The following is a 25521-nucleotide window of genomic DNA, read 5'->3' as shown; positions in this document are numbered from 1 at the left end:
ACACGGGCCAGCCCATTTTTCGAAGGGAAATTTCAATCGGCGCGGCTGGGGATGGCGCTTGTGGTCGGGGTGGGGGGACGTGGAGGGAGCCTCAAAGTATGCCTTGTTTGCATCGAAGGTTCTTGCGAGGATCAACCCTTAACCTTTCCAGACCCAGGGGCATCATCGAACGTGACCTTGCTTCCCTTGGCTTCGCCCAGCGCAGGCTGGGCTCGGTAGCCAGAGAAGAAATGTGCGTGCATGAAAACGTCTGGTTGTCCCGTTCATCACGCCAAATCGAGCATAACAACAGATGAGCCAATCTTCATCTTCGCCATCACCTTCGACCCCGAAGCGCTGGGATACGCTGGGGAGCGATCTTCTGGCCTCGGTCGTGGTGTTCCTGGTGGCGTTGCCGCTGTGCATGGGGATTGCGATTGCGTCGGGGGCTCCGGTGGCGTCGGGCCTGATTACGGGGATTGTGGGGGGGCTGGTGGTGGGCGTCCTGGCCGGGTCGCCGTTGCAGGTGAGCGGGCCGGCGGCCGGGCTCACGGTGATCGTTTACGAAGCAATTCAGCAGCATGGCCTGGAGATGCTCGGCCTGCTGGTGTTGATTGCCGGGGCGGCGCAGTTGGTGGCCGGGATGCTGCGCTTCGGCCAGTGGTTCCGGGCAGTGTCGCCGGCGGTGATCAAGGGGATGCTGGCCGGAATCGGCATCCTGATCTTCGCCAGCCAGTTTCACGTGATGGTGGATGACTCGCCCAAGAGCAGCGGCATTGCGAACCTGTTGACCATTCCCGAGGCGATTGAGAAAGGGATGGCCTGGCCCAACCTGGGTTCGGAGGAGGAACGGGCGTTCAAGACCGAGCAATTGCGGCAGATCGGCGAGCTGCACCGGCGGCAAGAACGCCTTTGGGAGCTGACCGCGGAACGCCTTCCCGACCACGCGACGATTGACCAGTGGAAGGCGGAATCGCCCGAACGACATGCCGCCGAGATTGCCGCCCTGCGCGAGCTGCTCGGCGATCAGGAAACGATCGTCGAGGAACTGGAAGCGCTGCCTCCGGTCTTGCATCGTCTGGAAACACTGGACGGCGACCGCGACCAGATGGACGCTGTCGAGCGGGCCGCGGCCAAGGCCGCCGATCGGGCGAACGCGGCGGCCGACGATCTGCGTCTGGGGAACGAGTACGACGCCCTGGCCAGTCAGAACGCCGCGGTGGACGCGATCGAAGACCTGCTCGTCAGCCTCAAGAGCCACAACCTGGCGGCGGGGGTCGGCCTGTTGACAATCCTGATCATCGTCGTCTGGGACGGGCTCGCACCGAAGCGCTGGAAGGTGGTTCCGGCCACGCTGCTGGCGATCATCGTGGTGACGGCGTTGACGACGATCCTGAAGCTTCCGGTGCTGTATGTGGAAGTGCCGACGAATCTGCTCGACGGCGTGACGCTGCCGACCTGGAGCATTCTGAGCGATGCCCCCTGGTCGGCCCTGCTTTCGACCGGGCTGGTGATTGCCGCGATTGCCAGTGCCGAGACGTTGCTGTGCGCCACGGCGGTCGATCAGATGCATCAGGGACCTCGGACCCGTTACGACCGCGAGCTGACGGCACAGGGGGTGGGCAACATGCTGTGCGGCCTGTTCGGGGCGTTGCCGATGACGGGAGTGATCGTCCGAAGCTCGGCCAACATTCAGGCCGGGGGCAAGACACGGCTGTCGGCGATTCTGCACGGGTTCTGGTTGCTGGTATTTGTGGTCGGCCTGGCGGGGTTGCTTCGGCTGATTCCGACGGCCAGCCTGGCGGCGATGCTTGTCTACATCGGCTACCGGCTGGTTGACCTGGGGGCGATTCGAAGCCTTCGACAGTACGGGATCAGCGAAGTGGCCATCTATGCGGCAACGGTCTTGACGATCGTGCTGGAGGACCTGCTGACGGGGGTGATCGTCGGGATCGTGCTGTCTGGCGTGAAGCTCTTGTACACGTTCTCGTCGCTGAACACGACGCTCGACATCTCCGAAGGGGGCAAGAAGGCCGTGCTGGCACTGGATGGGGCCGCGACGTTCATCCGGCTGCCGAAACTGGCCGCCGAGTTGGAACGGGTTCCCCGCAATGCCGAGCTGCACATCGACATGACAAACCTGTCGTACATCGACCACGCGTGCCTCGACCTGCTGGCCTCGTGGGCGAGCCAGCACCAGAGCGGAGGCGGGCAACTGGTGATCGACTGGGAATCGCTCCATGCGAGGTTCCGGCGCGAGTCGATGGCCACCCCGGCCCACGAACGCACCGCCATGCCGAACGACCTCGTCGGGCGATCGGCCGAGGATGCCCGGCATTGACGCAAAGGAACTCTCGCTGGACCGCCCCGATCACGCGAACGACCGCCATCACCCGAGATCGTCGTCGTGGTCGGACGGTCGGGAGCGTTAACCGGGGGGTGGGGCGTCGGCCGGGCCGGGGGGCTGGGCGACCTGATAGACGAGGGTCGGCACCTTGCGTCGGGTGATGGCGGCGGCGACCTCCGTTCGGATGTGGGCCGAGGCGGCGCCGAGGTGCTCCATGACCTGAATCGGGTTGATCTCGACGTTCGAGGCGAACGGGCCGACGGTGACGAGCAATCGGGATTCGTCGGGGGCCGGCTCGACGGCCAGGACGCAGAGGTTGCGGAGGACCTCGTCATCAAGGTCGCCGAGGATGACCTGCTCGACGGTTCGCTGAACCTGTGAGCAAAGCTGCATCGCCTTTCGGCTGTTTCGTGGTCCGGATCGGCCGGAGCCGGGAGCGAAGACGTCTCGGGGATCGACCAGTCCATCCGACGGACGCCGGCCACCTCGACGGCTTCCCGATGATGGTTTCTTGCGCGGGGGCATGGGAGATTCCCTCTCGCGGAGAGCAAGCACGGTTCTTGGTGCCGGAATGACGCCAAACGCGGCCGAGGCCGGGAGATCGACAACGCTCCGGGCCGTCGGGTTCGCCTCGACAGGACGTTGGGCCGGTCACCCAGCCGATCGAAAGGCCACTGAAGGGGCAATCGCGATGCAACTTGCGGGCCTTCGGAACCGGCCCGCTCCTCTGATGGAGGTCTCGAACCCAATGGGACGGGATCGGGTTCGGAGATCGCCCTGGAACTGTAAGGGCATCATAGCTCCGGCCGAGGGGCGATCAAGTCAAGGCTGGGACGGGCCATCGGGACCGGAAAGCCGGGCGCGGAGGGTTTCCAGGCGATCGGCGTCGGTGGCGCGCTTGTCGGTGCGCCAGCGGAGGATGCGGGGGAAGCGGACGGCGATGCCGGACTTGTGCCGCGTCGATCGCTGGATGCCTTCGAAGGCGAGTTCAAAGACCAGCTCGGGCGTCACGGTGCGGACCGGGCCGAACGACTCGACCATGTGGCGGCGAATCCAGGCATCGACGCGGCGGATCTCCTCGTCGGTCAGGCCGGAGTACGCCTGGGCAATCGGCACGAGGCGGTCGGAGTCATCCCAGAGGCTGAAAGTGTAATCGGTGTAGAGGCTCGCCCGCTTGCCCGACCCGCGACGGGCGGACGTGAGCACGGCATCGACGGTCATCGGCGCGATCTTCCACTTCCACCAGTCGCCCCGAACGCGGCCGACGTGGTAAATCGAGTCGAGCCGCTTGAGCATGAGCCCCTCGGCCAGGCGATCGCGACTGCCGGCGCGGACCTCGGCCAGCTCGGCCCAGGAGGCTCCGGGAACGGTGGGAGAGAGGATCAGGCGGGTCGGGATGTTCGTCGCGGCGACGATTTCGGCGAGCCGGGCGCGGCGGTTGCGGAGGGGCAGCGCTCGGAGATCCTCGCCGGCGTCTTCAAGCAGGTCGAAGGCAAAGAGGGCAACCGGAACGTCCTTCAACAGCGTCTTGCCGACCGTCTTGCGGCCGATCCGCCGCTGGAGCTGGGCGAAGGGCTGCACGGCGCCGTCGCGGTAGACGAGGATCTCGCCGTCGATGACCGAGCCGTCGGGGAGCATCGGCCCCAGGCCGGCCAGCTCGGGGTAGCGGTCGGTCACGAGCTCCTCGCCCCGGGTCCAGAGGAACGTCTCGCCCGATCGCTGGATGAGCTGGCAGCGAATGCCGTCCCACTTCCACTCGGCTTGCCAGGCGGCAGGGTCACCGAGACCGGCCGGCCCCCCCTGCCCTGAGTCGTCGATCGGGTGGGCGAGGCAAAAGGGGTACGGGCGGCTGAGGTCGGTGTCGGAGGAGTCGGGATCGAGGAGGGATTGGAAGAAGTCGGCCGAGGGGGTCCAGTCGCCCATCAGGCGGTGGGCGACGGTCCCCGGTTCAAGTTTGCCGAGCTTCGCCAGGGCTCTCGTGACCAGTTGCGCGGAGACGCCGACCCGAAAGGCTCCGCTGATGAGCTTGTTCCAGACGAATCGCTGGGAATGGTCCATTGCTCGCCAGGTGTCGAGGAGAATCTGCCGCTGGGTCTCCTCGTCGTGGTTTCGGAGCGGCAGCAGGACCGATTCGACCCAGTCGGCCAGGGGTCGGTCGCTGGAGCGATCGGGAGGCGGGAGCAAGAGGGCGATCGTCTCGGCGGCATCGCCGACGGCGTCGTAGCACTCGCCGAGCAGCCAGTCGGGAATGCCCGCCTCGATCGCCGCCCATTCGCGCATCTTCTTTGCCGGAACCGCCTGGCGAGGCTTGCGGCCGATGAGGAACGAGACGGCCCAGGCCGCATCGCGCGGGTCGGCCTGGGCGAAATAGGCGACGAGGGCCTCGACCTTGGCGGTGGTTTTGGTCGTCTCGTCGAGCGCCGAGTAGAGGTCGGCGAAGGCTTTCATGGAGGGATCCCGTCCGTGATCGTCGAAGGGCCGAGGCCAGCCTGGGCGGAGTCATTGTAGTCAATGGTCAGGGCATCGCGTTCAGGACTCTTGTGTTTCATCCGTTCATCAAGGGGCCGGACGGCCCAAGAGTGGTTGACGCGGGCATCGCGGAATCCGGAAAACGCCTTCTCTGACACGTTCAAATGCTGGCGAACTGGCTTGGAATCGTCTGATCGGGCCGATTTACCGAGGTTTTTCGGAATGAGCGATCCACGGAGGCCGCCCGGCGCTCTGGCACGACCGCTCGGTAAGGCAGGATCATGCTTTGCTCAAGGTCCGTCCATGATGTGTTCATCCAGCAATTTCTTTCGAGGAAATCTGGTTTTTTGATTGGCAAGCGTCCGAAAACGATGGCATGCTCATGAACTGAATGTGTGGAACCCACTCCGGACTGAGCGGGCCTGCGTCCGCGTGAAGAAGGCTTCGCATTGAGAGGAGTCGGTCTGGGGTGAGTCGGCCGAGGAATCGGAACGGCCCGGAGATGAGACCGGGTGGCCCGCTTGCATCGAGGATTTGCTCACGCGAGACGGGGAACCTCCGGTTTCTGAATCCGGCGGCCGAGAACGAGGTCTTCGTTCACCTGTCCATCGTCCGCCACGGCGTCGCGTCTTCGGCCGAGAGCCCGTACGCCGGTCGTGGACCTCAGAGGTCGTTCGGGAGGCTCCACTCCATCCCGCGCCTCGGGCCACCTCGCGGTTGTTCATGACGGCACACCTCTCAAGACCGCTCGCTTCGTGCCAGGAGGGCGACATTCTCAAAGGAGCGACCATGACCAGCATTCGTCAATTCCCGGGCACATGGGCTCCCCTCGCTCAGCGCAGACGGCAGGACCGGCCACGACGGAAGCCGATCGCGGGCACGCTGGAATTCCTGGAAGCCCGGGAACTGCTGGCCGTCAGCCTGGTCACGGTGGGGGGGACGTTCGATGATCTCGAATTCCGGGCGCGGGAAGGAATTCGGACGGTCGATCGCGACCAGATCTCGCTGACCGATCAGTCCTTTCCGATCGAGGTCGACCACGCCTTCGACGTTGACCGGACCATCTTTCCCACCGGCGACGCCAGGGGGATGTTGATGGGCACCACGACCTTCGACCCCGGTGGGGGCCTCGCGGAGCTCGACCTCACGCTCGGAGTTTCCGGCGCGGGCCTGGATGCTCCCGGGATCGTCGAGTCGGTGGCGAACGGCTCCTTTGGGGTTGTGCTCGACGTTTCCGAGAGCGTCGAGGTGCGGATTGTGACCGACATCGATGCCCCGCTCGGTTCGTCCTACAACCGGGGCATCATCACCTTCGGCGGCCCCTATCCTCCCGACGGCCTCGACGGCTTGCCTCCCGTCTTCTTCACAGCTTCGAGTATTGCCAGGGTTCCCGACCGGGACGAGACGTTGGTCCTCGACGAGCCCGGAATCTACCAGCTCACCCTGCAAGTGCAAACCGATGTGCGATTCTCGCTCCCGCAATCTGCCACGTCCCGGGTAACGCTCACGATCAACCCGACACAGGCTCCGGAACTCGACCCGATCGGTGGGCAAGCCGTCGACGTGGACGAGACGCTCGAATTCTTCGCTACGGCGACCGGCGCGCCGGGATCGACCCTCACCTACAGCCTGGGCACCGACGCCGTCGCCGGCATGGCGATCGACCCGAACACCGGGCTGTTCCAGTGGTCGCCGAGCGTCGCGGGGACATTCCCCGTCACGGTCGTCGTGACCGACAACGAGGGCCTGACCGACTCGGAGACGATCACGATCACTGTCGACGACCCGAGGGCCTTCCACTGGACCAACGACGCCGGGGGGAGCTTCGACGAGCCGGCCAACTGGGACCGCAACGCGGTGCCGGGCATCCTCGATGTGGCCTATTTCCAGGTCCCCGCCGCGTACACCGTCCAGGTCGGCGATCGGCTGGTGGAGCGGGTCGTCCTCGGCGGCGAGCCGTCGTCACCCGTGCCAACGGGAATCGTGACGTTCGTCGAGTCGTTGCTGCGCGCCCAGTCGACCGACGAGACAAAGCCCGGCGTCGTGGTCGACAACGGCTGGTTCGTGCTGCAGGACGGCTCGGTGTCGAGCAACTTCGCCACGATCGGCCTCGGCGCGGCGTCGGAGGCGACCCTCACGGGCGAGACGTCGATCTTCCAGGTCGATGGCCTGCTCGTCGTCGGCGGCGGGGGGGAGGCCGAGTTGAACGTCGAGGAAAAGGCCTTCGTCAACGCCAAGCAGATCCTGATCGGCAATGCCACCAACGGCGCCCCCGGCACGATGAACGTCAAGGGGCCCGAGACCGTGGTCGAGCTGGCTTTCCTCACTGTCGGGCGGACCAGCGACGGTACGCTGACCATCGAGGACGGGGCGCGGGTCGAGATCGATGCATCCCATTTCCCCGACCTCGACGCGAACGACTTCCTGAGCACCCGGTTCGCGATCGGCGAGGAGGGCTCGCGCGGGGTCGTCATCGTCCGCGGCGTCGATGTCGCGACCCGCACCCCCTCGACGCTGACGTGGGTCGGGGGCGGCATCGGCGGGATCGGGGTGAGCAACAACCCCGCGGCGCGGGGCGAGCTGCGGATCGAGGACGGTGGGAGCGTGGTCCTGACCGAGCTGCTGGGCGTGGGGGTCGGCGCAGGCACGGGGGCGATCGTCGTTCGCGGCCTTTATGACCCTGATCCGGCGATCTTCGACGACGAACTGCGCTCCACGCTGGAGGTCAACGACCTTGGACCCTTCGGCCTCGGCGAGGGCCGCCTGAACTTCGGCGCGGGCGGGGGCCCGGCGAGCCTGCTGGTCGAGGATTTCGGCCATGTCAGCTCCCTGAGGAGTCAAGTCGGCGCCGAGGGCGGCCAGGTCGCCACGGCGGTGCTTCGGTCGGGCGGCGAGTGGGAGGTCGAGGAGGAGCTGAGCGTCGGCGGGGTGGTGGGGACGACTATCACGATCGAGGAACTTTCGATCCTCCGGCTGGGTGACGCCGACGCGAGCGCTCTGGATGACGACGCGGACATCTTGAAGGAGATCCTCAAGGTCGGGGCACCTGCCGCCCGGGGCAGCTTCGGCGGCCGGATCCACGTCAATGGCGGCGGCCTCTTCTCGGGGCCTCATGAGATCCAGGTGGGCGAGGAGGGCAATGGCGAGATCCTGATCGAGAACGGCGGGAGCCTCGACGGGGCGTTCAGGCTCATCATCGGCGACCTGACCGAGGGGGCCAACATGGGCCGGGTGATCGTGCAAGGTGGCCGCCAGATCGGGTCCACCTTCGTTTCCTCCGAAATCGAGATGGACGACCCCGACGAGTTCTCGTTCATCGAGGTGCAGGACGGCGGCGAGTTGCGGGTCCAGCGCGGAGGCTCGGTTTTCTCGGAGACCGTGAACGTGACCGGCCGCGAGGGGGAGCCGGCGACGCCCCTTCTGGTGATCGACCGGATCGGGCCGAGCGAGCAGAATACTCAGGTCGTCGCGCCGACCGTGTACGTGGGCAAGCTGAACTTTTTCGGCCTCGAAGGGGAGGGGACCGGGCGGATCGTGCTGCGGAACGGCGGGATCCTCGCGGTGCAGCCCCCCAATTTCCAGCCTGGCCTGTCACTCCTGGATGTCAGCGACAACGGCGTACTCGACTTCCGAGGCGGCGCCGTGATCGTCGGCCAGGGGCAGGAACTTACCCTGGGCCGCCTGAGGATCACCAGCCAGGGGAATCTGAAGGGAGACGGCACGCTGATCGGCCCCGACCCAACCGTCGAAGGAAGCGGCGTCAACAACTTCGCCGGCACCGTCTCGCCCGGCAACTCCCCCGGCGTGCTCACGATCCAGGGGAACTACACTCAGGGGCCCGAGGGGACGCTGGAAATCGAGGTTGCTGGGCCGGGGGCCGGGACGCAGTACGACCAGCTCGTCGTGACCGGCAACGCCGTGATCGACGGGACGTTGCGGCTTGTCTTCCTCGACGGTTATGTGCCCCAGGACGGGGAGAGCTTCACTTTCCTGGTCAGCGAAGGGATCCAGGGCGCGTTCCGCGAGGTGAGCGTCGAAGGGCTTGCGCCCGGCCAGGCGGCCTCGGTCGAGATCGGCCCGGAGGGCGGGCTGATGGTCCGCGTCGACGGAGACGGTACGCCGACAGCAACGGTGGTCAACCTACAGCGTTATGGGTTCCACGCTCAGCCGACCCTCCTGGTGCTGAGCTTCGACCAGGCGCTCGACGCGGCTAGCGCTGAGAATCGATCGGCCTATCGCCTGATTCACCCCGGACGCGACGGCCAGGCGCAGACGGCCGATGATCGCGTCATCCCGATCCGAGACGCCCGCTACGACCCGGCGAACCGGACCGTCACCCTGCAGACGATGACCCTCCTGCCCCTGCATGCCCGGCATGTGCTGGTCGTCGACGGAGGTCCGGCGGGAGTCCGGGACACGACCGGCAACCTACTCGACGGCGACGGCGACGGGCAAGGCGGGGGGGATCATGTCGTCGCGTTCGGGCGGGAGATCCTCGCCGGGGCGAACCGCTCGGGCCGGATGGTCCCGCTGCCGCGTTTCCAGAGGACCCTGCCGACCCTGCGGGCGAACGCCCCCTCCCCGCCGCGACCGAGCCCGGCCCTGGCGGCCTGGCTCGCGCGTCGGGCGACCCCGGCAGACGCCTCGCCGACCATGCGATCGGCCCTGCTGCAAGCGTCCCAGCGCCCGACGCGGGCCCGTCCGGCGTGGAGCGATTGGATCGCACGATCGGGGCAGACGCCCCTCCCTGCGGACCCCCGATCCCTCGGGCTGGCGTTGCGAGCCTGGCTTCGCCACGGGCGATAACCCGTTCCGTCACAACAGGTTGCACGTTAAGAAAAGGCCATTCCGATCGGATCAAGCCACCGGCGGACGCGGGAGTGGAACGGCCGTGTCGCAGGGAGGGGTGAACCTCCCGAACGCGTCGTCGGGGAGGTCGATGGCGACGCGCTCCCCGATGGCGGTGCTGCTCGTCGGGCTCGTGTTCAGGGGAGCGCGCCGAGCATTACGATGATTTTGTACACTCAAGCCGATTGCACTGGTCGGCCGATCGTATTATCGTAGAGTACGGCATTGACGGAGGGACTGAGCGGGCCGGGCGTGCCCGATCGTCTGAGCACGAGGCGGATATGGCCCGAAAACGGCAATTGAATCGAGGAGCCCAGGGCGACGGAGCCGGGCGCAACGAGGTGATCGAGGTGGTTCCCCTGGCCGAGGCGACCAGGGAACGGTACCTGAATTACGCCCTGAGCGTGATCACATCGAGGGCCTTGCCCGACGTGCGCGACGGCCTGAAGCCGGTCCAGCGGCGCATTTTGTACGCGATGTGGGCCGATCTGCGGGTGTCGAGCGACAGCCGGTACGTCAAGAGCGCGGCGGTCGTGGGCGAGGTGATGAAAAGCTATCACCCGCACGGCGACCAGTCGATCTACGACGCCCAGGTGCGGATGGCGCAGTCGTTCAGCCTGCGGTATCCCTTGATTGAAGGCTACGGCAACTTCGGCTCGATCGACGGCGACCCGCCGGCCGCGATGCGGTACACCGAATGCCGTTTGATGCCGATTGCCACCGAACTGCTCAGCGAGCTGCGCGACGGGACGGTCGATTTCCGGCCGAATTACGCCTCGACGGCCGATGAGCCGATCGTCCTGCCCGCGCAGATCCCGAACCTACTGGTCAACGGGGCGTCGGGCATTGCCGTGGGCATGGCGACGAACATCCCGCCGCACAACCTGAAGGAAGTCTGCAACGCGCTTGTCGCCCTGCTCGACAATAATCGCGACGTGCCGGTCGAGAAGCTGCTCAAGCATATCCAGGGGCCGGACTTCCCGACCGGCGGCGTGATCTTGAACAGCGGCGACGAGATCCGGCAGATCTACGCCACCGGTCAGGGAACGATCAAGCTGCGCGGGACGTACGAAACCGATCCAAAGAACCCGAACCGGATCGTCATCACGTCGATTCCGTACGGGGTCGAGAAGGACCCGCTCGTCCTGCGGATCGGCGACCTGATCGGCCGGGGCCAGGTGCCGCAACTGACGAACGTGAAGGACCTGAGCACGGATGACATCCGGATCGTCCTCGACCTGAAGCCCGGGGCGAACGCCGACGCGGCCCTCGCGTACCTGTTCAAGAACACGCCGCTGCAGAACAACTTCAACGTCAACCTGACCTGCCTGCAGCCGGCCGCCGAGGCCGAGGTGGCGGTGCCGGCCCGGCTCGATTTGAAGTCGATCCTGGTCCACTTCCTCGACTTCCGGATGCAGGTGGTGACCCGTCGGCTCCAGCACGAGCTGGACGCGGTCTTGCGACGCATTCACATCCTGGAAGGCTTTGCGATCGTCTTCAACAACCTGGATGAGGCGATCGCCATCATCCGGGCGAGCGACGGCAAGGCAGACGCCGCGCCGAAGTTGATCGAGCGGTTCGACCTCTCGGAGCTTCAGGCCGACGCCGTGCTGGAGACGAAGCTTTACCGTCTGGGCAAGCTGGAAATTCAGGACATTCTTGACGAGCTGGAGGAGCGGCGCGCCCGGGCCGCCGAGCTGCAAGCGTTGCTGGCCGACGAGTCGGCCCGCTGGGGATTGATCCGGGAGGAATTGAAGGCGATTGCCAAGAAATACGGCGACCCGCGCCGGACGATGATCGAAGGGCCGGTCGAGACGGTCGAATTCCGCGAGGAAGACTACATCGTCGACGAGGACGCCTGGGTGATCGTCACCCGAGACGGCTGGGTGAAGCGGCAGAAGTCGTTTACCGACGTGGCGAGCATCCGGGTGAGGGATGAGGACCGCGTAGGCTGGGTCTTCCGTTGCCGGGCCCGACAAACGCTCACGCTCTTCACAACCCGAGGGGTGGCCTACACGCTCCGCGTCAACGACATCGCCATGACCACCGGCCACGGCGAGCCCATCCAGCGGCAATTCGCCTTCGAGGACCAGGAGGCGATCGTCGGCGTCGTGTGTCACGACCCGAGGTGCCTGCCCTCGCCCAAGGCCCCAACGTCGAAGAACGGCAAGGCCCGCCAGGGGTATCTCGACGCCGACTTGCAGCCCGGCAGCAGCAACGGCGACGGCCACGGCTCGACCAACGGCGACGGCAAGTCCTCCCCGCCGCCGTATGGCGTGGCGGTGACGGCCGGGGGGAAGACGTTGCGGTTCTCGCTCAGTTATGTGGCTCCCGTGTCGACCAAGAAGGGGCGCGGAATTGTCCGGCTCGACGCGAGCTATCCTGATGATGCGGTGATCGGGGTCGAGGCGTCGGACGGATCGGAAAAGGTGTGCCTGGTCACACGATCGGCCCGCATTTTGGTCTTCCCGGTCGATGAGGCAAACGTGGTTTCCGGGGTGGCCAAGGGGGTGAGTGCGATTCGGCTTGATGCCAAGGACCGCGTGCTTGGCTTCACCCTGGCCGGGGCGAAGGGAGACGGCCTGGAGGTCCGCACCAGCCGAGGGGCGGTGCAATCGCTGCGGGCGTCGAAGTATCCCGTCACCAGTCGAGGCGGTAAGGGGTACGCGATCATGCAGCGGGGGTCGATCGCCGAGGTCGTCTTGCCCGAAGCGACCCCCGTGCCGCCGATGGATCAGGTGGATCAGGAGCGTTCGTGAAGCCAATCGGAGCCGTTGACCGATGAGCGAGGATTCGAACCCGACAGAACCAGGGACGGTGCCACCAAAGCGAGCCGTCCGAAGGCATCACCGAACGCGGATGATCGCTTGGGCTCGACGCTCCTCGATGTTCATGGACATGGACACCAAGGATCGCGATCGTTTCGCCCGGAAGGATCACGACCACCTCGCCTCCTGTTCGTGCTGGATGTGCGGCAACCCGCGGCGATGGTTGGGAGAACCGACCCTGCAGGAACGTCGGGCTGCGATGTTCCACCCCCTCGACCCCGAAATCGACCGCTGACCCGACCCGAGAAGGATCGAAGCCGATGGCCGTTGGAACCTATAATGCCGAATCGATCACCGTCCTGGAGGGGCTCGAAGCCGTCCGGAGGCGGCCGGGCATGTACATCGGCGGGGTGGACAAGGCGGGGCTGCATCACCTGCTCTGGGAGATCGTCGATAACGCGATCGACGAGGTGATGAACGGCCACGCCACGCGGATCGTCGTCACCCTGTCGAAGAACGGGAAGACCTGTTCGGTGTCGGACAATGGGCGCGGCATTCCGATTGATGTTCATGCGAAGACCGGAAAAAGTGCGCTGGAGGTGATCTTCACCACCCTGCACGCCGGTGGCAAGTTCGACAACGACGCCTACAAGGTGGCCGGCGGCTTGCACGGCGTGGGGGCGAGCGTGGTCAACGCATTGAGCGAACGCCTGGAGGTGCAGGTCAAGCGCGATGGGCACGTCTGGACCCAGCGCTACACGCGGGGCAAGTCGCTGGGGAACGTCGAAAAGGGGGAACCGGCTCGGGGGTCGGGCACGACGGTCAGCTTCACGCCCGATCCGGAGATCTTCGTCGATGCGATCTATGACCCGAACCTGATCGCCGAGCGCCTGGAAGTCAAAACGTATTTGAACAAGGGGCTGTCGATCCAGTTCGTGGATGAGCGGGCCGGCACCTCGGTTGAGTATCGCCACGACGGCGGCGTGACCGACTTCCTCGACGCCGTAAACACAAGCCGCGAAGATGTGCGGGTGGCCGCCTCTCCCTTCGTGCTGGAGCGAGAGGAAGACGACCTGCGGCTTGAAGTCGCTCTGGCCTGGACCGAGGCAACGGACGAAGACATCCGCTCGTTTGTGAACACAATTCCGACCCGAGACGGCGGCACGCACGAGTCGGGGCTTCGGGAAGCGGTGCGGGCGGCCGTGCAGAAGTTCATCAAGGATCATGAACTGGCGAAGAAAGGGCCGGAGATCAAGGCCGAGGATATTCGGGAGGGACTGACGGCAGTCCTCTCGGTCTGTGTCCGCGAGCCGCAGTTTCAGGGGCAAACCAAGGGACGCTTGAACAACCCAGAAGTCCGGGCACTCGTCGATTCGATGGTCCGTCCGCGGCTCGAAGACTTTTTGATCAAGAATAAAAGCGTCGCCGATGCGATTGTCCATCGCGTGATCCAGTCGGCCAAGGCCCGCGAGGCGAGCCGGGCCGCCGCCAGTCAGGTGCGGCGGAAGACGGCGATCAGCAATCGGTTGAACCTGCCGGGCAAGCTGCACGATTGTGACAGCACCGATCCCGAGCGTTCCGAGTTGTTCATCGTCGAGGGGGACTCGGCCGGCGGTTCGGCCAAGCAGGGGCGCGACCGGCACATCCAGGCCATTCTCCCGCTGCGCGGCAAGGTCCTGAACGCCGAGCAGGCGACGAAGGGAAAACTGCTGGAAAACAAGGAGCTGGGTGACCTCGTCAGTGCGCTCGGCTGTGGGATCGACGAGCACTTCGACCCCGCTCGCCTGCGATACGGCAAGGTCATCCTCCTGACCGATGCCGACAGCGACGGCCACCACATCGCCACCTTGTTGCTCACGTTCTTTTATCGGCACCTGCCGGGATTAATGGATTCCGGGCGGGTTTATCTCGCCTGCCCTCCGCTCTACAAGGTGACCTACGGCAAGGAGAACTACTGGGCCGCCGACGACCGCGAGCGCGACGCGATCCTGAAGAAGCTGCCGAAGAACGCCAAGCCCACGATCACCCGCTTCAAGGGGCTGGGCGAGATGCCCGCCAAGCTTCTGTTTGAGACCACCCTCGACCCGGCCCGCCGCCGCTTGCTCCGCGTCTCCATTCCTGATGAAGACCGGCCGTACACCGATCACACCGTCTCCGACCTGATGGGCAAGGAGCCGGAGGCCCGGTTCAAGTTCATCATGGAAGAAGCGTACTCGGCGCGGGATATTGATATCTAGCGACCCGACCTCGCGCGGCGCCCGGAGACGATGACGATGCGTTCTTCCATCATCTCCAGGCTCCTGATGCTCGTGCTGCTCACCGGGATTGTCGTCGCGTTGTTGCGTCCCGGGGCCGGGGGCTGGCTCGATCCGATCTTCACGCTCCTGCTCGGGCTCTACGCGGCGGCCATCCTCGGGGCGTTTGTGCTTCGCAAGAGTGCACGCCGGTTCATGACGGCGGCCGCGATTTCCGGCTGGGGCTACCTTGGCCTGGGCCTCGGTGCCGGACTCGAAGGCCCCCACGCCTCGCTCACCCCCGACCTCCTGACGAGCCGATGGTTGACGAGACTTCACGACGCAACGTATGACGACGCCTTCCTGGCCTCGCAAACGCTTCGCTTTGAATACTGCTCCTGCGCTGCGTGTGAGACGGTGTACCGCACGAAACACCGCGAGCAATTTCTCCGAGTCGGCCACGGAGTGATCGGGGTCGTCCTCGCCTCGGCGGTCGGACTGATCACCCTCACGAGATCGATTCATTCTCGATCCGAGGAGAACCGACCGCTGTCCGGATCACCTGGCCCGTCTTGATGAGTTGCTTTCACGAGCGTTCGACCGATTCTCGACCCGGTCCTTCCTCATCATCCCCATCAATGTCCCCTTCCCCGACGAACCGCGTGGCGACGATCTCGGCGTCTTTGCCGTGCTCACGGAGCCAGCGGACGAGGACGGCGGAATAGCCGTGAGTGGCCCAGACGGTGTCGGCGCCAGTGGCGTCGATGGCGCTGAGCAGGCCGGGCCAGTCGGCGTGGTCGGAGAGGACGAAGCCGCGATCGACGGCGCGTCGGCGTCTCGTCCCCCGGATGGTCATCCAGCCGGAGGCGAAAGCCGAGGACGAGGGGCTGAACTTGCGTGACCAGGGAGTCCCGTGCGCCGAGGGGGGCGCGACGACGATCCCCCGAGCCCAGGCAGAACGGTTGGTTGCGGTGCCGGCGTACTGGGTGGGCGGCAGAGGGACATCCCCCGCCCGGTAGGCGGCGTTCAGCTTCTCGACAGCGCCGTGGCAGAAAATGGGGCCGATGGAGGGATCAAGGCCCGAGAGCAGCCGCTGGGCTTTCCCCAGTGCATAGGCATAAAGCAGGGAGATTTTCCCCTCATCGGCGTTTTTGCGCCACCAGGCGTTGATGGATTCAAAGACCTCGGCCTGTTCGGGCCAGCGGTAGATGGGCAACCCGAACGTTGATTCGGTGATGAAGACATGACAGCGCACAGGATCGAACGTCGAGCACGTCGTATCGGGGCCGACCTTGTAGTCGCCGGAGACGACCCAGACCTGCCCCTTGTGCTCGACCCTCACCTGGCTCGATCCGAGAATGTGCCCCGCCGGGTGGAGTGAGACGCGCACGCCGTTCAGCTCGGTCGATTGCCCGTAGTCCAATGAGTCGATGATCGGCTCATCGCCGACCCGAACGCGAAGCACCCCGGCCCCTTCGCGAGAGGAGAGGTAGCGTTGCGATCCCCAGCGCGCATGATCGGCGTGCGCATGGGTGATCACGGCTCGATCGACGGGCGACCACGGGTCGATGAAGAAGTCGCCGGCAGGGCAATACAGGCCGGATCGAGTGAGCTGAAGGACGGCGTCGGAGGGGTTCATGCCGACGATTGTAGCCGGTTCGACGCGTTCGGGGAGCGTTGGGCGGGGAACCTTTTCCGGAGCGACTGGGGTCCGCTGCCGTGCGGAGCCCAGCCACCCCGGAAAGTCATCTTCCAGGCCGGCTGGGTCGGATCAGTCGCCGGTACGGGTGAAGGTGGCGGTGGAGTCGGTGATCGAGGTGATCTCCTGGTCCTGAACGCTGATGACCGCCCGAAGCCCTTGCTTGATCTCGGATGAGCTGAGACGGCCGGCGGCGGTGTCGAAGGTGTACGCGCCGGTGCCACTCTGCTCCTCGACCTTCATTTCGAAGGGAGCATCGGGGGCCACCTTGAACTCATCGATGTTCATGGACAGGGCGATCGTCGCGGCCGAATCATCCTCGGCCTCCAGGGTGTAGGTATTGGTCAGGGCGAGAGTGCCCTGAGGGGTGGGCAGCTCGACCGCTCGGGTCCAGGTCGTGCCGGGCTCGACCCCCTCCTCGGGCAGGATCAAGGTGGACTGGCCAATCAGGCCCTTCATGCCCTCGGCCGAGGCGAGATTTTGCAGCGCCTGGGCACCGGGTCCGGCATTGCGGAGCCGCTCGATCATCTCGTCGGGCACTTCAACGTCGTTGACCTCGCCGCGAGGAGTCATCACCAGGACGACCCGAGAGCCGACCAGGGCGTCGATCACCGGCTTGAGCATCGCCGCCGGACCTTCGCCGGCCGCCTCGTCTTGCGAGTCGTATTCGAAACTGGCGAACTGAGAATCGAGCGACACCCGTACCCGCTCAATCGTCTGCGCCACCCGCGCCGACCCGTCGGAATTGACCGAGTCCACCTCCCAGGCCATGTCCACCGTCTGGTTAATCGTTGTCTTCACTTCCTGATTCTGGACCATCGCCGTGGTGACGGTCGTCTGGTTCAGTTCGTAATGGTGCGTGTCCCCTTCGGCGAACTTCCAGCGCAGGGTTTCCGCGGCTCCCGCCGGGACGGTCAGCAGCAGGCAGACCATCGGAACCCATCGCAACAACACTCGAGATCGCGGCGGCATCGGGTCGTCTCCGTTGTCCCGTCTCCAGGCGGTTTTTCGTTCACCCGAGACGGTCTTTCACTCCCCGGCCGCCGGACGCCTCGCGTGCCGGACGCTCCGACCGGGCCAAGGGACCAGTTTGACCACCCCCACCCCTCCGCGACAAGCACAAGACGCAATTCCGACAAAATCGGATATTGAAGTCCCATTTCAGATTGGGTATGCTCGATCAGAGTGAAGGTCGTGGAACTGGGAAGAATTGATCGGTGGAGGTCTGACGATGGGAACGGGCAATGGGATGACTTCGGGGTGGGTGTCGCGTGCGTGGGGTTTGGTCGTGGTCCTGCTGATGGGGACGGCCGAGGCGCAGGACATGGGTTTCGAGCGGGCACCGATTGATTATCTGACGGCCAAGGTGGACGATCCGATTGCCCGGTTGCAGGCGAAACTGGAGGAGGGGGAGGCACGGTTGTCGTACGATGCGAGGCGGGGGTACTTGCCGGCGGTGCTGGAGGCGCTAGGGGTTTCGCCGACCTCGCAAACCCTGGTGTTCAGCAAGACGAGCTTTCAGCAGAGCCGGATCTCGCCGAGAACACCCCGAGCGATTTACTTTTCCGATGACGTGTACATTGGTTGGATTCCGGGAAGTGACATCCTGGAGATCACGGCGGTCGATCCGGAGCAAGGGGCGGTTTTTTATCAGCTTGATCAGGTCCGCACGCGCCAGCCGGAATTCGAGCGGAGGACGCACGATTGCCTTAGTTGCCACGCGACCCCTCGAACCCAGGGAGTGCCGGGGCATCTCGTGCGATCGGTTTTTCCGAGCCCCGACGGCCAGCCGGTTTACAACGCCGGGACGTTCCTGACTGACCACACCAGCCCGATCGCCGAGCGCTGGGGAGGCTGGTACGTGACCGGAACCCTCGGCGATCAGGAGCACATGGGGAACGCCTTTGTCCGTGATCGGGACCGTCCGGAAGAGCTTGACCGCCGCGACGCGACGAATCTGACCGAGCTGTCCGACCGTTTCAACACCTCGCCTTATCTGGCGGAAACAAGTGATGTCGTTGCGTTAATGGTGATGGAGCATCAGACCCAGACGCAGAACCATATCACCGCGCTCAGCTACCAGACGCGCATGGCCGCGCATTACGACCAGACGATGAACAAGGCGCTTGGCCGGTCGAGCGACCACCGATCGCCCAGTTCGGTCCGCCGGGTGGAGTCGGCGGCCGAGGACCTGGTGCGTTACCTCCTGTTTGTGGACGAGGCCCCGCTGTCGGAACCGATCGGCGGCACCTCCGGCTTTACCGAACACTTCGCCGGTCTCGGCCCGAAGGACGACCAGGGACGATCGCTGCGTGACTTCGACCTGAAGACCCGCCTGTTTCGTTACCCACTGAGTTACCTGATTTACTCCGAGGCGTTCGACGCCCTGCCGACGATCGCCAAACAGACCGTGTACGACCGGCTCGACACGATCCTCTCGGGTCGGGAACGGGATGCGGAGTTCGACCACCTGACGCCTGAGCTGCGCCGCGAGATTCTGGCAATTCTTCGAGCAACCAAGCCCGACTTTCCTGGCGGCAACACACCGGCAGAGTAACCGGCGGCGAGTCGTCACTCGGGTCGGGCGATCGCCGGCGCTCGTCGGGCAAGGACCGCGCGGGAGGGGGCGTCGCGGCCCCCTCCGACGAGCAGGATCGTGGCCAATTCGGTCCCCTTGGGGCGAAGCTGGGCGCGGAGGGTTTCGGGTCGAATCTCCAGGCCGCGGACCTTGATTTCGAGGGTGCCGACGTTGCGTTCGAGCAGGGCGCGACGGAGGACCTTGACGTCAATCGGGAACTCGTCGAGGACCTCAAAGGCCGCGAGAAACGGGGAATCGACACGATCGGGGCCGGTGAGGAAGTCGGTGGCGTCGTTGATGCGGCCGAGGTTGTGGGCCTCGGCGAACGACTCAACGAGGCCGGAGCGCAGGAGGGCGGGATCGGGGTCGAAGGCCCATGCGTCGAGCGAGCGGGCGGGGGCGAAACCGCCGGGAGGGCCGTCGCGGTCGGTCCAGGTGCATCCTTCGGGGAGCCGGGTGGCGCGGCGTCGGCAGGTGACGAGGTCGCCGAACCAGGCGGTCGCCTCGCGGGCCTCGCCGCCGAGGCTGATGAGTTCGACCTCGTAACGATCGCCATAAAAGTGGGCGTCGAAATCGCTGGCCGGGCCGAGCTTGATGGCACCGCCCCGGGCGCGTTCGGTCAGGTCAAGGAGGGCGTGGGGGCCGGGGTGGTAATCGCTGAGCATCTGGGCGGCGCGTCGGGAGCCTTCGACGCGGCGGTCGGGATCGACATGAAGGCGGGCACCGTCGGGAATCGGGAACTGCATGGCATCGGCGACGACGGTGGAGAGGCGGTCGTCGACCTCGTAGACGGTGGCATTCCAGGCCGCGCGGCGGGCCATGCCCTCATCACGATCGACACCGATCACCCGATCGGTCACGGAAGCCAGGGCGATGGCATCGCCGCCGATCCCGCAGCAGAGATCGACGACGAGGGGAGTGCCGCGGAACCGCTCGGCCTTGTGGCGGGCGACGGGCTCGGCGGTCGCCTGTTCGACGCCGACGGGGTCGAGCCACATGCGGTCGGCGCGATCGAACTTGGCTCGCCCTTTGCGGCGGGCCTCGGCCAGGCGGAGGGCGGCCGAGACGATCTCGGCCGGGACCGTCTTGCGCCATCGGGCCAGTGCGGAGGGGCCGGGACGAGGGGTCGCCTCAACCTCGGCAAGCAGGGTGCGGCCGTCGTCGGACGTGATGAGGAAGGCTTCGGCGTCGAGGGGGGTCATGAAAGGATCCAAAAAAAGAAATACGTGCGAGCGTTTGATTCGCAGCAGGACGATTGTAAGTTCCCTCGCATCGACCGGTGCGTCTTCGAGGATTCGACGCACCTGACTCGATCTTCCACCTGCAACAAGTGGGTGTTTCCCGGGTGGCCCCGGTTGGCGAGCAACCGGGGTCGCGGAGCGACACGAGGTCTCGGTGCGGCCTCCCGAAGCCTCTCTCGCGGCTGCGCCGCCCCGGTTGGCGAGCAACCGGGGCCACCCAGGGCAAGGGCAACGCATCCTTTTCGAATGGAAGCGGTACTACCCTAAAGGCCACCTCTACGATGCTGCAATCGGCCTGCGATGCACGAACCGGGTCTGACACATCGGGCTCGATTCGACTAGAATAACGAATCTTGCGCCAATCTGACCCCCAGCCGCTCGATCTCGATGGAGGAGGCCCGCCATCGTGTCCGCGATTGCTCCGAGTGCCCGACCTGATCATTCCCGACCGCTCCCGGCCCCCCCTGCGCGGGCGAAGGAGGCGCTGACGATCGGCTCGGTGACGGTCCCAACCCGCTTTTTTCTCTCACCGCTGGCCGGGTACACGGCCTTGGCGTATCGCCTGACCGTCCGCGAGCTGGGGGGCCTGGGCCTGGCGACGACCGACCTGGTGAACGCACGGTCGCTAATCGAGAAGCGAGCCAAGGCGTTCGACCTGGCCGCGACCTGCGGGGAGGACCAGCCGGCGTCGATCCAGATTTATGGGGCGACGGCGTGGGAGATGATCGAGGCGACGAAGATCGTGAGCGACCTCGGGCCGTCGATCATCGACATCAACATGGGTTGCCCCGTGCGCAAGGTGGTGAAGTGCGGCGGCGGCTCGGCCTTGATGTGCGACAGCGAGGGGGCGAAGCGGCTGGTCGGTGCGGTGGTCGAGCATTCGCCGGTGCCGGTGACGGTGAAGATGCGGCTGGGGTGGGACCAGCAGAACCCGACCGCGCCGGAGCTGGCGAGGCTGTTCGAGTCGATCGGCGTGGCGGCGGTGATCGTGCATGGAAGAACGAGGGCGCAGGGGTTCAGCGGGTCGGTCGATCGCGAGGGGATTGCCCGGGTGGTCGAGGCGGTCGATCGCATGCCGATCATCGGAAATGGTGATATTCGCACCCTGGTGGATGCCGAGGCGATGTTCCGCGAGACCGGCTGTGCGGCCATCTCGATCGGCAGGGGGTCGCTCTCGAATCCGTTCCTGTTCCGTCAGTTGTTGCACTGGGCCGAGCACGGCACCGCCGGGCCGGAGCCGGGGTTCGAGGATCGTCTTGATGTGATGGTCCGCCACTTCCACCGCCTGGTTGAGACGCGAGGTGAGCACCTGGCCTGCCTCCAGTTCCGCAAGGTGTTGAAGTGGTACAGCTACGCGATCCGACCGCCGAAGGAGCTGTATCTGCAGCTCGTCAACCTGCCGAGCGTCGCCGTGTTCGACACGGTCGTCTCCCAGATCCGCGCCGCCGGGCCGAGCACCCCCCTGCCCTCGCAATTCGAGCCCCGCGTGCCGACGCCAAAGGGGCCGATCGACAAGTGGTGAGGGATTGGTTCTGCTATTGATTGGCTCCTGGATCAATCCGGAAAAAAAATCGGATTGATCGGTGCGTGGCCCGGCATTACCTCGTGGACACTCCGAGTCAAAGGAAGGATCACGAGCCGTGCCCAGAGCGATGAACGAGGCGAGTCTCCGGCATCTTGGCACCCTGTTCGGGGGTGGTTCGGGGCTGGGGATGTCGGACGGGCAGTTGCTGGAGCGGTTCGTCACCCGCGAGGGAACGAGGGCGGAACGGGCGTTCGAAATCCTGGTCGAGCGGCATGGGCCAATGGTGCAGCGGGTGGCGCGGTCGATCGTGAGTGATCGCGACCTGGCCGACGATGCGTTTCAAACCGTGTTCGTCACCCTGGCGAAGCGGGCGCGGTCGCTCTGGGTCCGGGATTCGATCGGCCCGTGGCTGCACGCGGTGACGGTCCGGGTCGCCACTCGGATGAGGAACGATCAGGCCCGACGCCGTCGGATCGACGCGAAGGCCGCCGCCTTGATGCCCTCCTCTTTCGAGCCGGGCGTTCCCGATGACCTTGGGGCCGCCTTGCACGAGGAGATCGCCCGGTTGCCCGAGGCGCAACGCCTGGCGATCGTGCTCTGCCTGGTCGAAGGGCTCACCCACGACCAGGCGGCCGATCGGCTCGGCTGGCCGGTGGGGACGATCCGGAGCCGATTGGCGAGGGGCCGGGAACGGCTCCGATCGCGGCTCGACCGGCGAGGGCTGGCCCCGTCGTCGGGCGTGCTGATCGGCCCTGGGTTACTCATGCGATCCGGCTCGGAAGCGATTCGAGGGTCGTTGCTCCATGCGACGGTCCAGAACGCGGTGTCCGCGACGCACGGGGGAGCGATCGGCCTGGTCGGGACGGTCCCGGCCGGGGCGATCGCCGCGGCGGTGACACTGGTGAAGGAGTCGAGCATGATTCATCGCGTATTGGTGGTCGGGCTGATGTCGGCGGGGGTCTTCGCGGCGGGGGCGTCGATTTCGGCGCAGTCGAAGCCGGAGCCCTCGCCCGCCACGGTGACGGGAGGGATTGCGGATGAGGGGAGGATGGTCACAAGAACCTATTCGGTGCCCGACCTCATTGCCTTCAACCATCTGGTGCGTGGATACCACCAGGAGGGACCCGGTCCACGTCTTACACAAATCACACGTTCTGCCGACTTCGAACCACTCATTGAACTCCTGACCTCTTCGGTTGCGCCCGACTCATGGACCATCACGCGTTTTCCGGGTGAGGAGGTCCCCCCCGGGGACACGCTTCCCGATGGAGTGCTCATCCCGCTTCCCTCAACTAGCAAGATGGTCATCCGCCATACGGCGGAAGTGCATGACGAGGTCCGCACGCGGCTCGAACAGATTCGCCGCCTCGTCACAGCCCTCAAGAACCCGCCCGAGGTGGTCGAGGAGCGGATCATCGGTCCCGAACCGACCGAAGTCGAGATCGTCGAGGAGCGGATCATCGGCCCTGAGTCTTCTCCCTTCGAACTGGACCGCGCCCGAGAAGGCGAGGCCCGTAGCTCTGATCCATTCATCCCGACCCCGGATCAACGCAGTCCTTTTGAACTGACGCCGGATCAACGCAATCCTTTCGAGCAGCGGCCGACCGCAGGGCCGACCCCGGATCAACGCATCGAATCCCTCGAACGGAAGCTCGACGCCATCCTCGACGAACTCCGAGCAATCCGGGGCGGAGAGAAACCCGAGGGAGTGCAAGGCGAGGACAACTCTGATTGAATGCCAGGATCATCGTGAGCCCCAAATACCCCGCCATCGGGCGGAGCAGGCGGCATGACCCGGCAAGCGGTCCTCGATCGGTTGACATCCGAGATGGAGAACATCCGTCGCCGGTTCGGTGTCAAGGACCTCGCGCTCTTCGGCTTGACCGCGAGGGATGAGGCGACCGAGAGGGGTGCATCAGCAGATGAGTCTTCGAGGATCAGATTGGCCAAGGATCGGCCGGGCTCGGGGTTCGCAGGCTCAGGAAGGGCTCGGGATCGATCAAGCCCGGCGCGGGCGTCGGCGTGCGAGAGTTCGGGCCGCTTCAAATTGACCGGTGGCCAGCTCGCGATTCGCCCGGTCCAGCTCGATCGTGCCGCGACGGGCCGAGGCCCACCAGGCGCCGGCGAGGCCGAGAATCACGACGATCGGCAGCCCCCAGCAGAGGCCGCGGAGCAACACCGAACGTTGCCGGCCCGACGATCGGTGTTGCTCCGCGCTTCTGCCACAAGAAGGTCCCTTGGAATCGCACCAAACGGAACGGAACGGCGAGCGCCTTCCGGGGGCCGATCACAGGTGATCGACGCCCCGCGTGTCGCGTCATGAGGCCGCGCTCCATTCGATCATGAATCCCGACTTCGGGGCCAGCAAGGCATCACCGCCAGAATCCCAGCCCATAAAACGCATGGCATCACGAACTATTGCTCAAAAGACTGTTCACGGGACTGGATGAGTTCCGTGGAGTGCCCCTCCGTCGCGGAGGTCGCGGCTCATGGTGCGAGTGACGTGGACCCCGGCCCTCTCCGCTCGGATGAAGAATGGTTTCGAGCGTTTTGGTATCATGCCGTGGTTTGGGCCGAGAAATGAGGGCGAGCCTGCCACCAATCGGGTCGGATCGGCCACCGGAAAAGGTGGTGCCGGCGGATTCCCGGTTGCATCGGAGCGTTGGCAACCGATCACGGCCCAATGCCATGCCAAGGCGGGGAGCGTGTGTCGAGTCGTGTTTCGAGGGGGCTGCCCCGGATCGGATCGCGTCGGGCCTCGGCGTTCCTCGAAGTTCAGTTGTGATGCGATGCGACGCGACACGACACGACCCATGCGGATGCCGGCTTACGAACGATCGGCACCGCGGAGACGACCACGATGGACCACGCCGAGTTCGGTTCCGATTTCGCCTCTAATCCTGTTTCAGCACCGAAACGCCGGGGCGTACCGCCGACCCTCGCCGCCCTGGTGGCCGGCATTGTCGCCGCCAGTCTGAGCGGGACCGCGGGCGAGGCCTTGGTTGGCCTCTTCGCTCCGGTCGAGAAGCCCGGGGCCGCGGCGGACCCCTCGCTTGATCCGGACGACGGCGAGCGGAGAACGGTCGAGGAACGGCGCGGTTTGGTGCTCGACGCGACCCTGACCTACGCCGTGCAGGGAGCGTTGCTCGGGCTGTTGCTCGGCCTGGCCGGTGCCTCCAGTGGCGGCTCGATTCCGACGGCGGGGCTCGGGGCGGGGATCGGCGGGATCGTGGGAGCCGTTCTTTGCGGACTGGGAGCGTTCGGCCTGTTTACCCTGGTTGTGAACAACATCGACCCGCATGCTCCGCAACTGCTCGCGCGGCTGAGTACCCGGTCCATCCTCTGGGGAGTGCTGGGAGGTGTCGGGGGCCTGGCCTTCGGCATTGGTCAGGGGGATCCCGACGAGCTGGGTCGGACCATCCTGGGAGGGGCGGTCGGCGGCCTGCTGGCCGCGCTGCTCTACGAACTGGGTAGCCCGCTGCTCGTTCAGGACGCCAGGACCACGTGGCCAATCGCTGAGGACCCGCGTGCTCGAATCGTCGCCCACGCCCTGACCGGGGTGATGGTGGCCCTCGGCGCAGCCAGGGCGTTGTCCGATCCGGGAAAGCCGGCGACCGACTGACCCGGCCGGAACCATCAGGATCAAGGCCTGGCACGGATCGGCCTTGATCCGTTGGAGCCTTCCAAGTGCTGCCGTCGAACGACGCCCGGCGCTCGATGGCACCCCGGCTGCGAGTGCCGGTCGACGTCTGATCGCCTGCCTCGACACGGTTTTCTTCCCCCGATCGGCCGCCGGAGGGAGGAAATGACCGAGAGGCTCGAATCGTCGGGAC

Annotated in this window: 16 protein-coding genes; 10 read left to right on the top strand and 6 right to left on the bottom strand. The window is 65.6% G+C overall.

Translation table 11 applies throughout. From position 1 onward, the window contains the following. The first annotated feature begins 292 nt into the window (after positions 1-292). Positions 293-2320 carry a SulP family inorganic anion transporter gene (locus GA615_RS01190; RefSeq protein ID WP_152049427.1) on the top strand — a complete coding sequence of 676 codons (2028 nt, stop codon included), beginning with the start codon at positions 293-295 and terminating at the stop codon, positions 2318-2320. An 87-nt stretch (positions 2321-2407) separates the two neighbouring features. On the opposite strand, the gene GA615_RS01185 is transcribed toward GA615_RS01190, so the two are convergent. Both GA615_RS01185 and GA615_RS01180 read right to left on the bottom strand, forming a co-directional pair. Then, entirely contained in the window at positions 2408-2851 is a 444-nt protein-coding gene (locus tag GA615_RS01185) for a ribosome-binding factor A (RefSeq protein ID WP_152049426.1), read from the bottom strand. A 297-nt stretch (positions 2852-3148) separates the two neighbouring features. Further along, entirely contained in the window at positions 3149-4774 is a 1626-nt protein-coding gene (locus tag GA615_RS01180) for an ATP-dependent DNA ligase (RefSeq protein WP_152049425.1), read from the bottom strand. An 810-nt stretch (positions 4775-5584) separates the two neighbouring features. On the opposite strand from GA615_RS01180, the gene GA615_RS01175 reads away from it, so the two are divergent. The 5 genes from GA615_RS01175 to GA615_RS01155 all read left to right on the top strand — a co-directional run bounded on the left by GA615_RS01175 (position 5585) and on the right by GA615_RS01155 (position 15221). Beyond that, the gene (locus GA615_RS01175; RefSeq protein WP_161602096.1) at positions 5585-9601 is read left to right on the top strand and encodes a putative Ig domain-containing protein; all 4017 of its coding nucleotides are present in this window, start codon (positions 5585-5587) and stop codon (positions 9599-9601) included. 323 nt (positions 9602-9924) lie between these two features. Further along, positions 9925-12402, top strand: a complete 2478-nt coding sequence (locus GA615_RS01170) for a DNA gyrase/topoisomerase IV subunit A (RefSeq protein ID WP_152049423.1) — start codon at positions 9925-9927, stop codon at positions 12400-12402. Between the two features lie 22 nt (positions 12403-12424). Next, entirely contained in the window at positions 12425-12706 is a 282-nt protein-coding gene (locus tag GA615_RS01165) for a hypothetical protein (RefSeq protein ID WP_161602095.1), read from the top strand. 25 nt (positions 12707-12731) lie between these two features. Then, the gene (locus GA615_RS01160; RefSeq protein ID WP_152049421.1) at positions 12732-14648 is read left to right on the top strand and encodes a DNA gyrase/topoisomerase IV subunit B; all 1917 of its coding nucleotides are present in this window, start codon (positions 12732-12734) and stop codon (positions 14646-14648) included. Positions 14649-14684: 36 nt separating this feature from the next. Further along, on the top strand, positions 14685-15221 hold the full coding sequence (locus GA615_RS01155) for a hypothetical protein (protein ID WP_152049420.1): 537 nt from the start codon (positions 14685-14687) through the stop codon (positions 15219-15221). Between the two features lie 10 nt (positions 15222-15231). Here the strand turns inward: GA615_RS01155 and GA615_RS01150 are convergent, their stop codons facing one another. Continuing rightward, the gene (locus tag GA615_RS01150; RefSeq protein ID WP_152049419.1) at positions 15232-16284 is read right to left on the bottom strand and encodes a ligase-associated DNA damage response exonuclease; all 1053 of its coding nucleotides are present in this window, start codon (positions 16282-16284) and stop codon (positions 15232-15234) included. 132 nt (positions 16285-16416) lie between these two features. Then, positions 16417-17316, bottom strand: coding sequence for a DUF6263 family protein (locus tag GA615_RS01145; RefSeq protein ID WP_152049418.1), 900 nt, complete (start codon positions 17314-17316; stop codon positions 16417-16419). Between the two features lie 292 nt (positions 17317-17608). Between GA615_RS01145 and GA615_RS01140 the strand changes: the two genes are divergently transcribed. Then, the gene (locus tag GA615_RS01140; RefSeq protein ID WP_201750072.1) at positions 17609-18901 is read left to right on the top strand and encodes a hypothetical protein; all 1293 of its coding nucleotides are present in this window, start codon (positions 17609-17611) and stop codon (positions 18899-18901) included. Between the two features lie 14 nt (positions 18902-18915). Here the strand turns inward: GA615_RS01140 and GA615_RS01135 are convergent, their stop codons facing one another. Next, entirely contained in the window at positions 18916-20124 is a 1209-nt protein-coding gene (locus tag GA615_RS01135; RefSeq protein ID WP_152049417.1) for a class I SAM-dependent methyltransferase, read from the bottom strand. A gap of 445 nt (positions 20125-20569) precedes the next feature. On the opposite strand from GA615_RS01135, the gene dusB reads away from it, so the two are divergent. Together dusB and GA615_RS01125 are read left to right on the top strand one after the other, a co-directional pair. Beyond that, positions 20570-21685 (top strand): tRNA dihydrouridine synthase DusB, encoded by a 1116-nt coding sequence (gene dusB, locus GA615_RS01130; RefSeq protein ID WP_235904966.1) that lies wholly within the window; start codon positions 20570-20572, stop codon positions 21683-21685. A 118-nt stretch (positions 21686-21803) separates the two neighbouring features. Beyond that, a complete protein-coding gene (locus GA615_RS01125) occupies positions 21804-23423 on the top strand; it encodes an RNA polymerase sigma factor (RefSeq protein ID WP_152049416.1) in 1620 nt (539 codons plus the stop codon). A 264-nt stretch (positions 23424-23687) separates the two neighbouring features. Here the strand turns inward: GA615_RS01125 and GA615_RS01120 are convergent, their stop codons facing one another. Continuing rightward, positions 23688-23867 carry a hypothetical protein gene (locus GA615_RS01120; RefSeq protein WP_152049415.1) on the bottom strand — a complete coding sequence of 60 codons (180 nt, stop codon included), beginning with the start codon at positions 23865-23867 and terminating at the stop codon, positions 23688-23690. A 681-nt stretch (positions 23868-24548) separates the two neighbouring features. Here GA615_RS01120 and GA615_RS01115 point away from each other — a divergent pair. Then, positions 24549-25310 (top strand): hypothetical protein, encoded by a 762-nt coding sequence (locus GA615_RS01115; protein WP_152049414.1) that lies wholly within the window; start codon positions 24549-24551, stop codon positions 25308-25310. Positions 25311-25521 lie beyond the last annotated feature (211 nt).

It is taken from the genome of Tautonia marina, from assembly GCF_009177065.1.
Taxonomy (GTDB): domain Bacteria; phylum Planctomycetota; class Planctomycetia; order Isosphaerales; family Isosphaeraceae; genus Tautonia; species Tautonia marina.
This window is presented reverse-complemented; position numbering and strand designations above follow the sequence as displayed.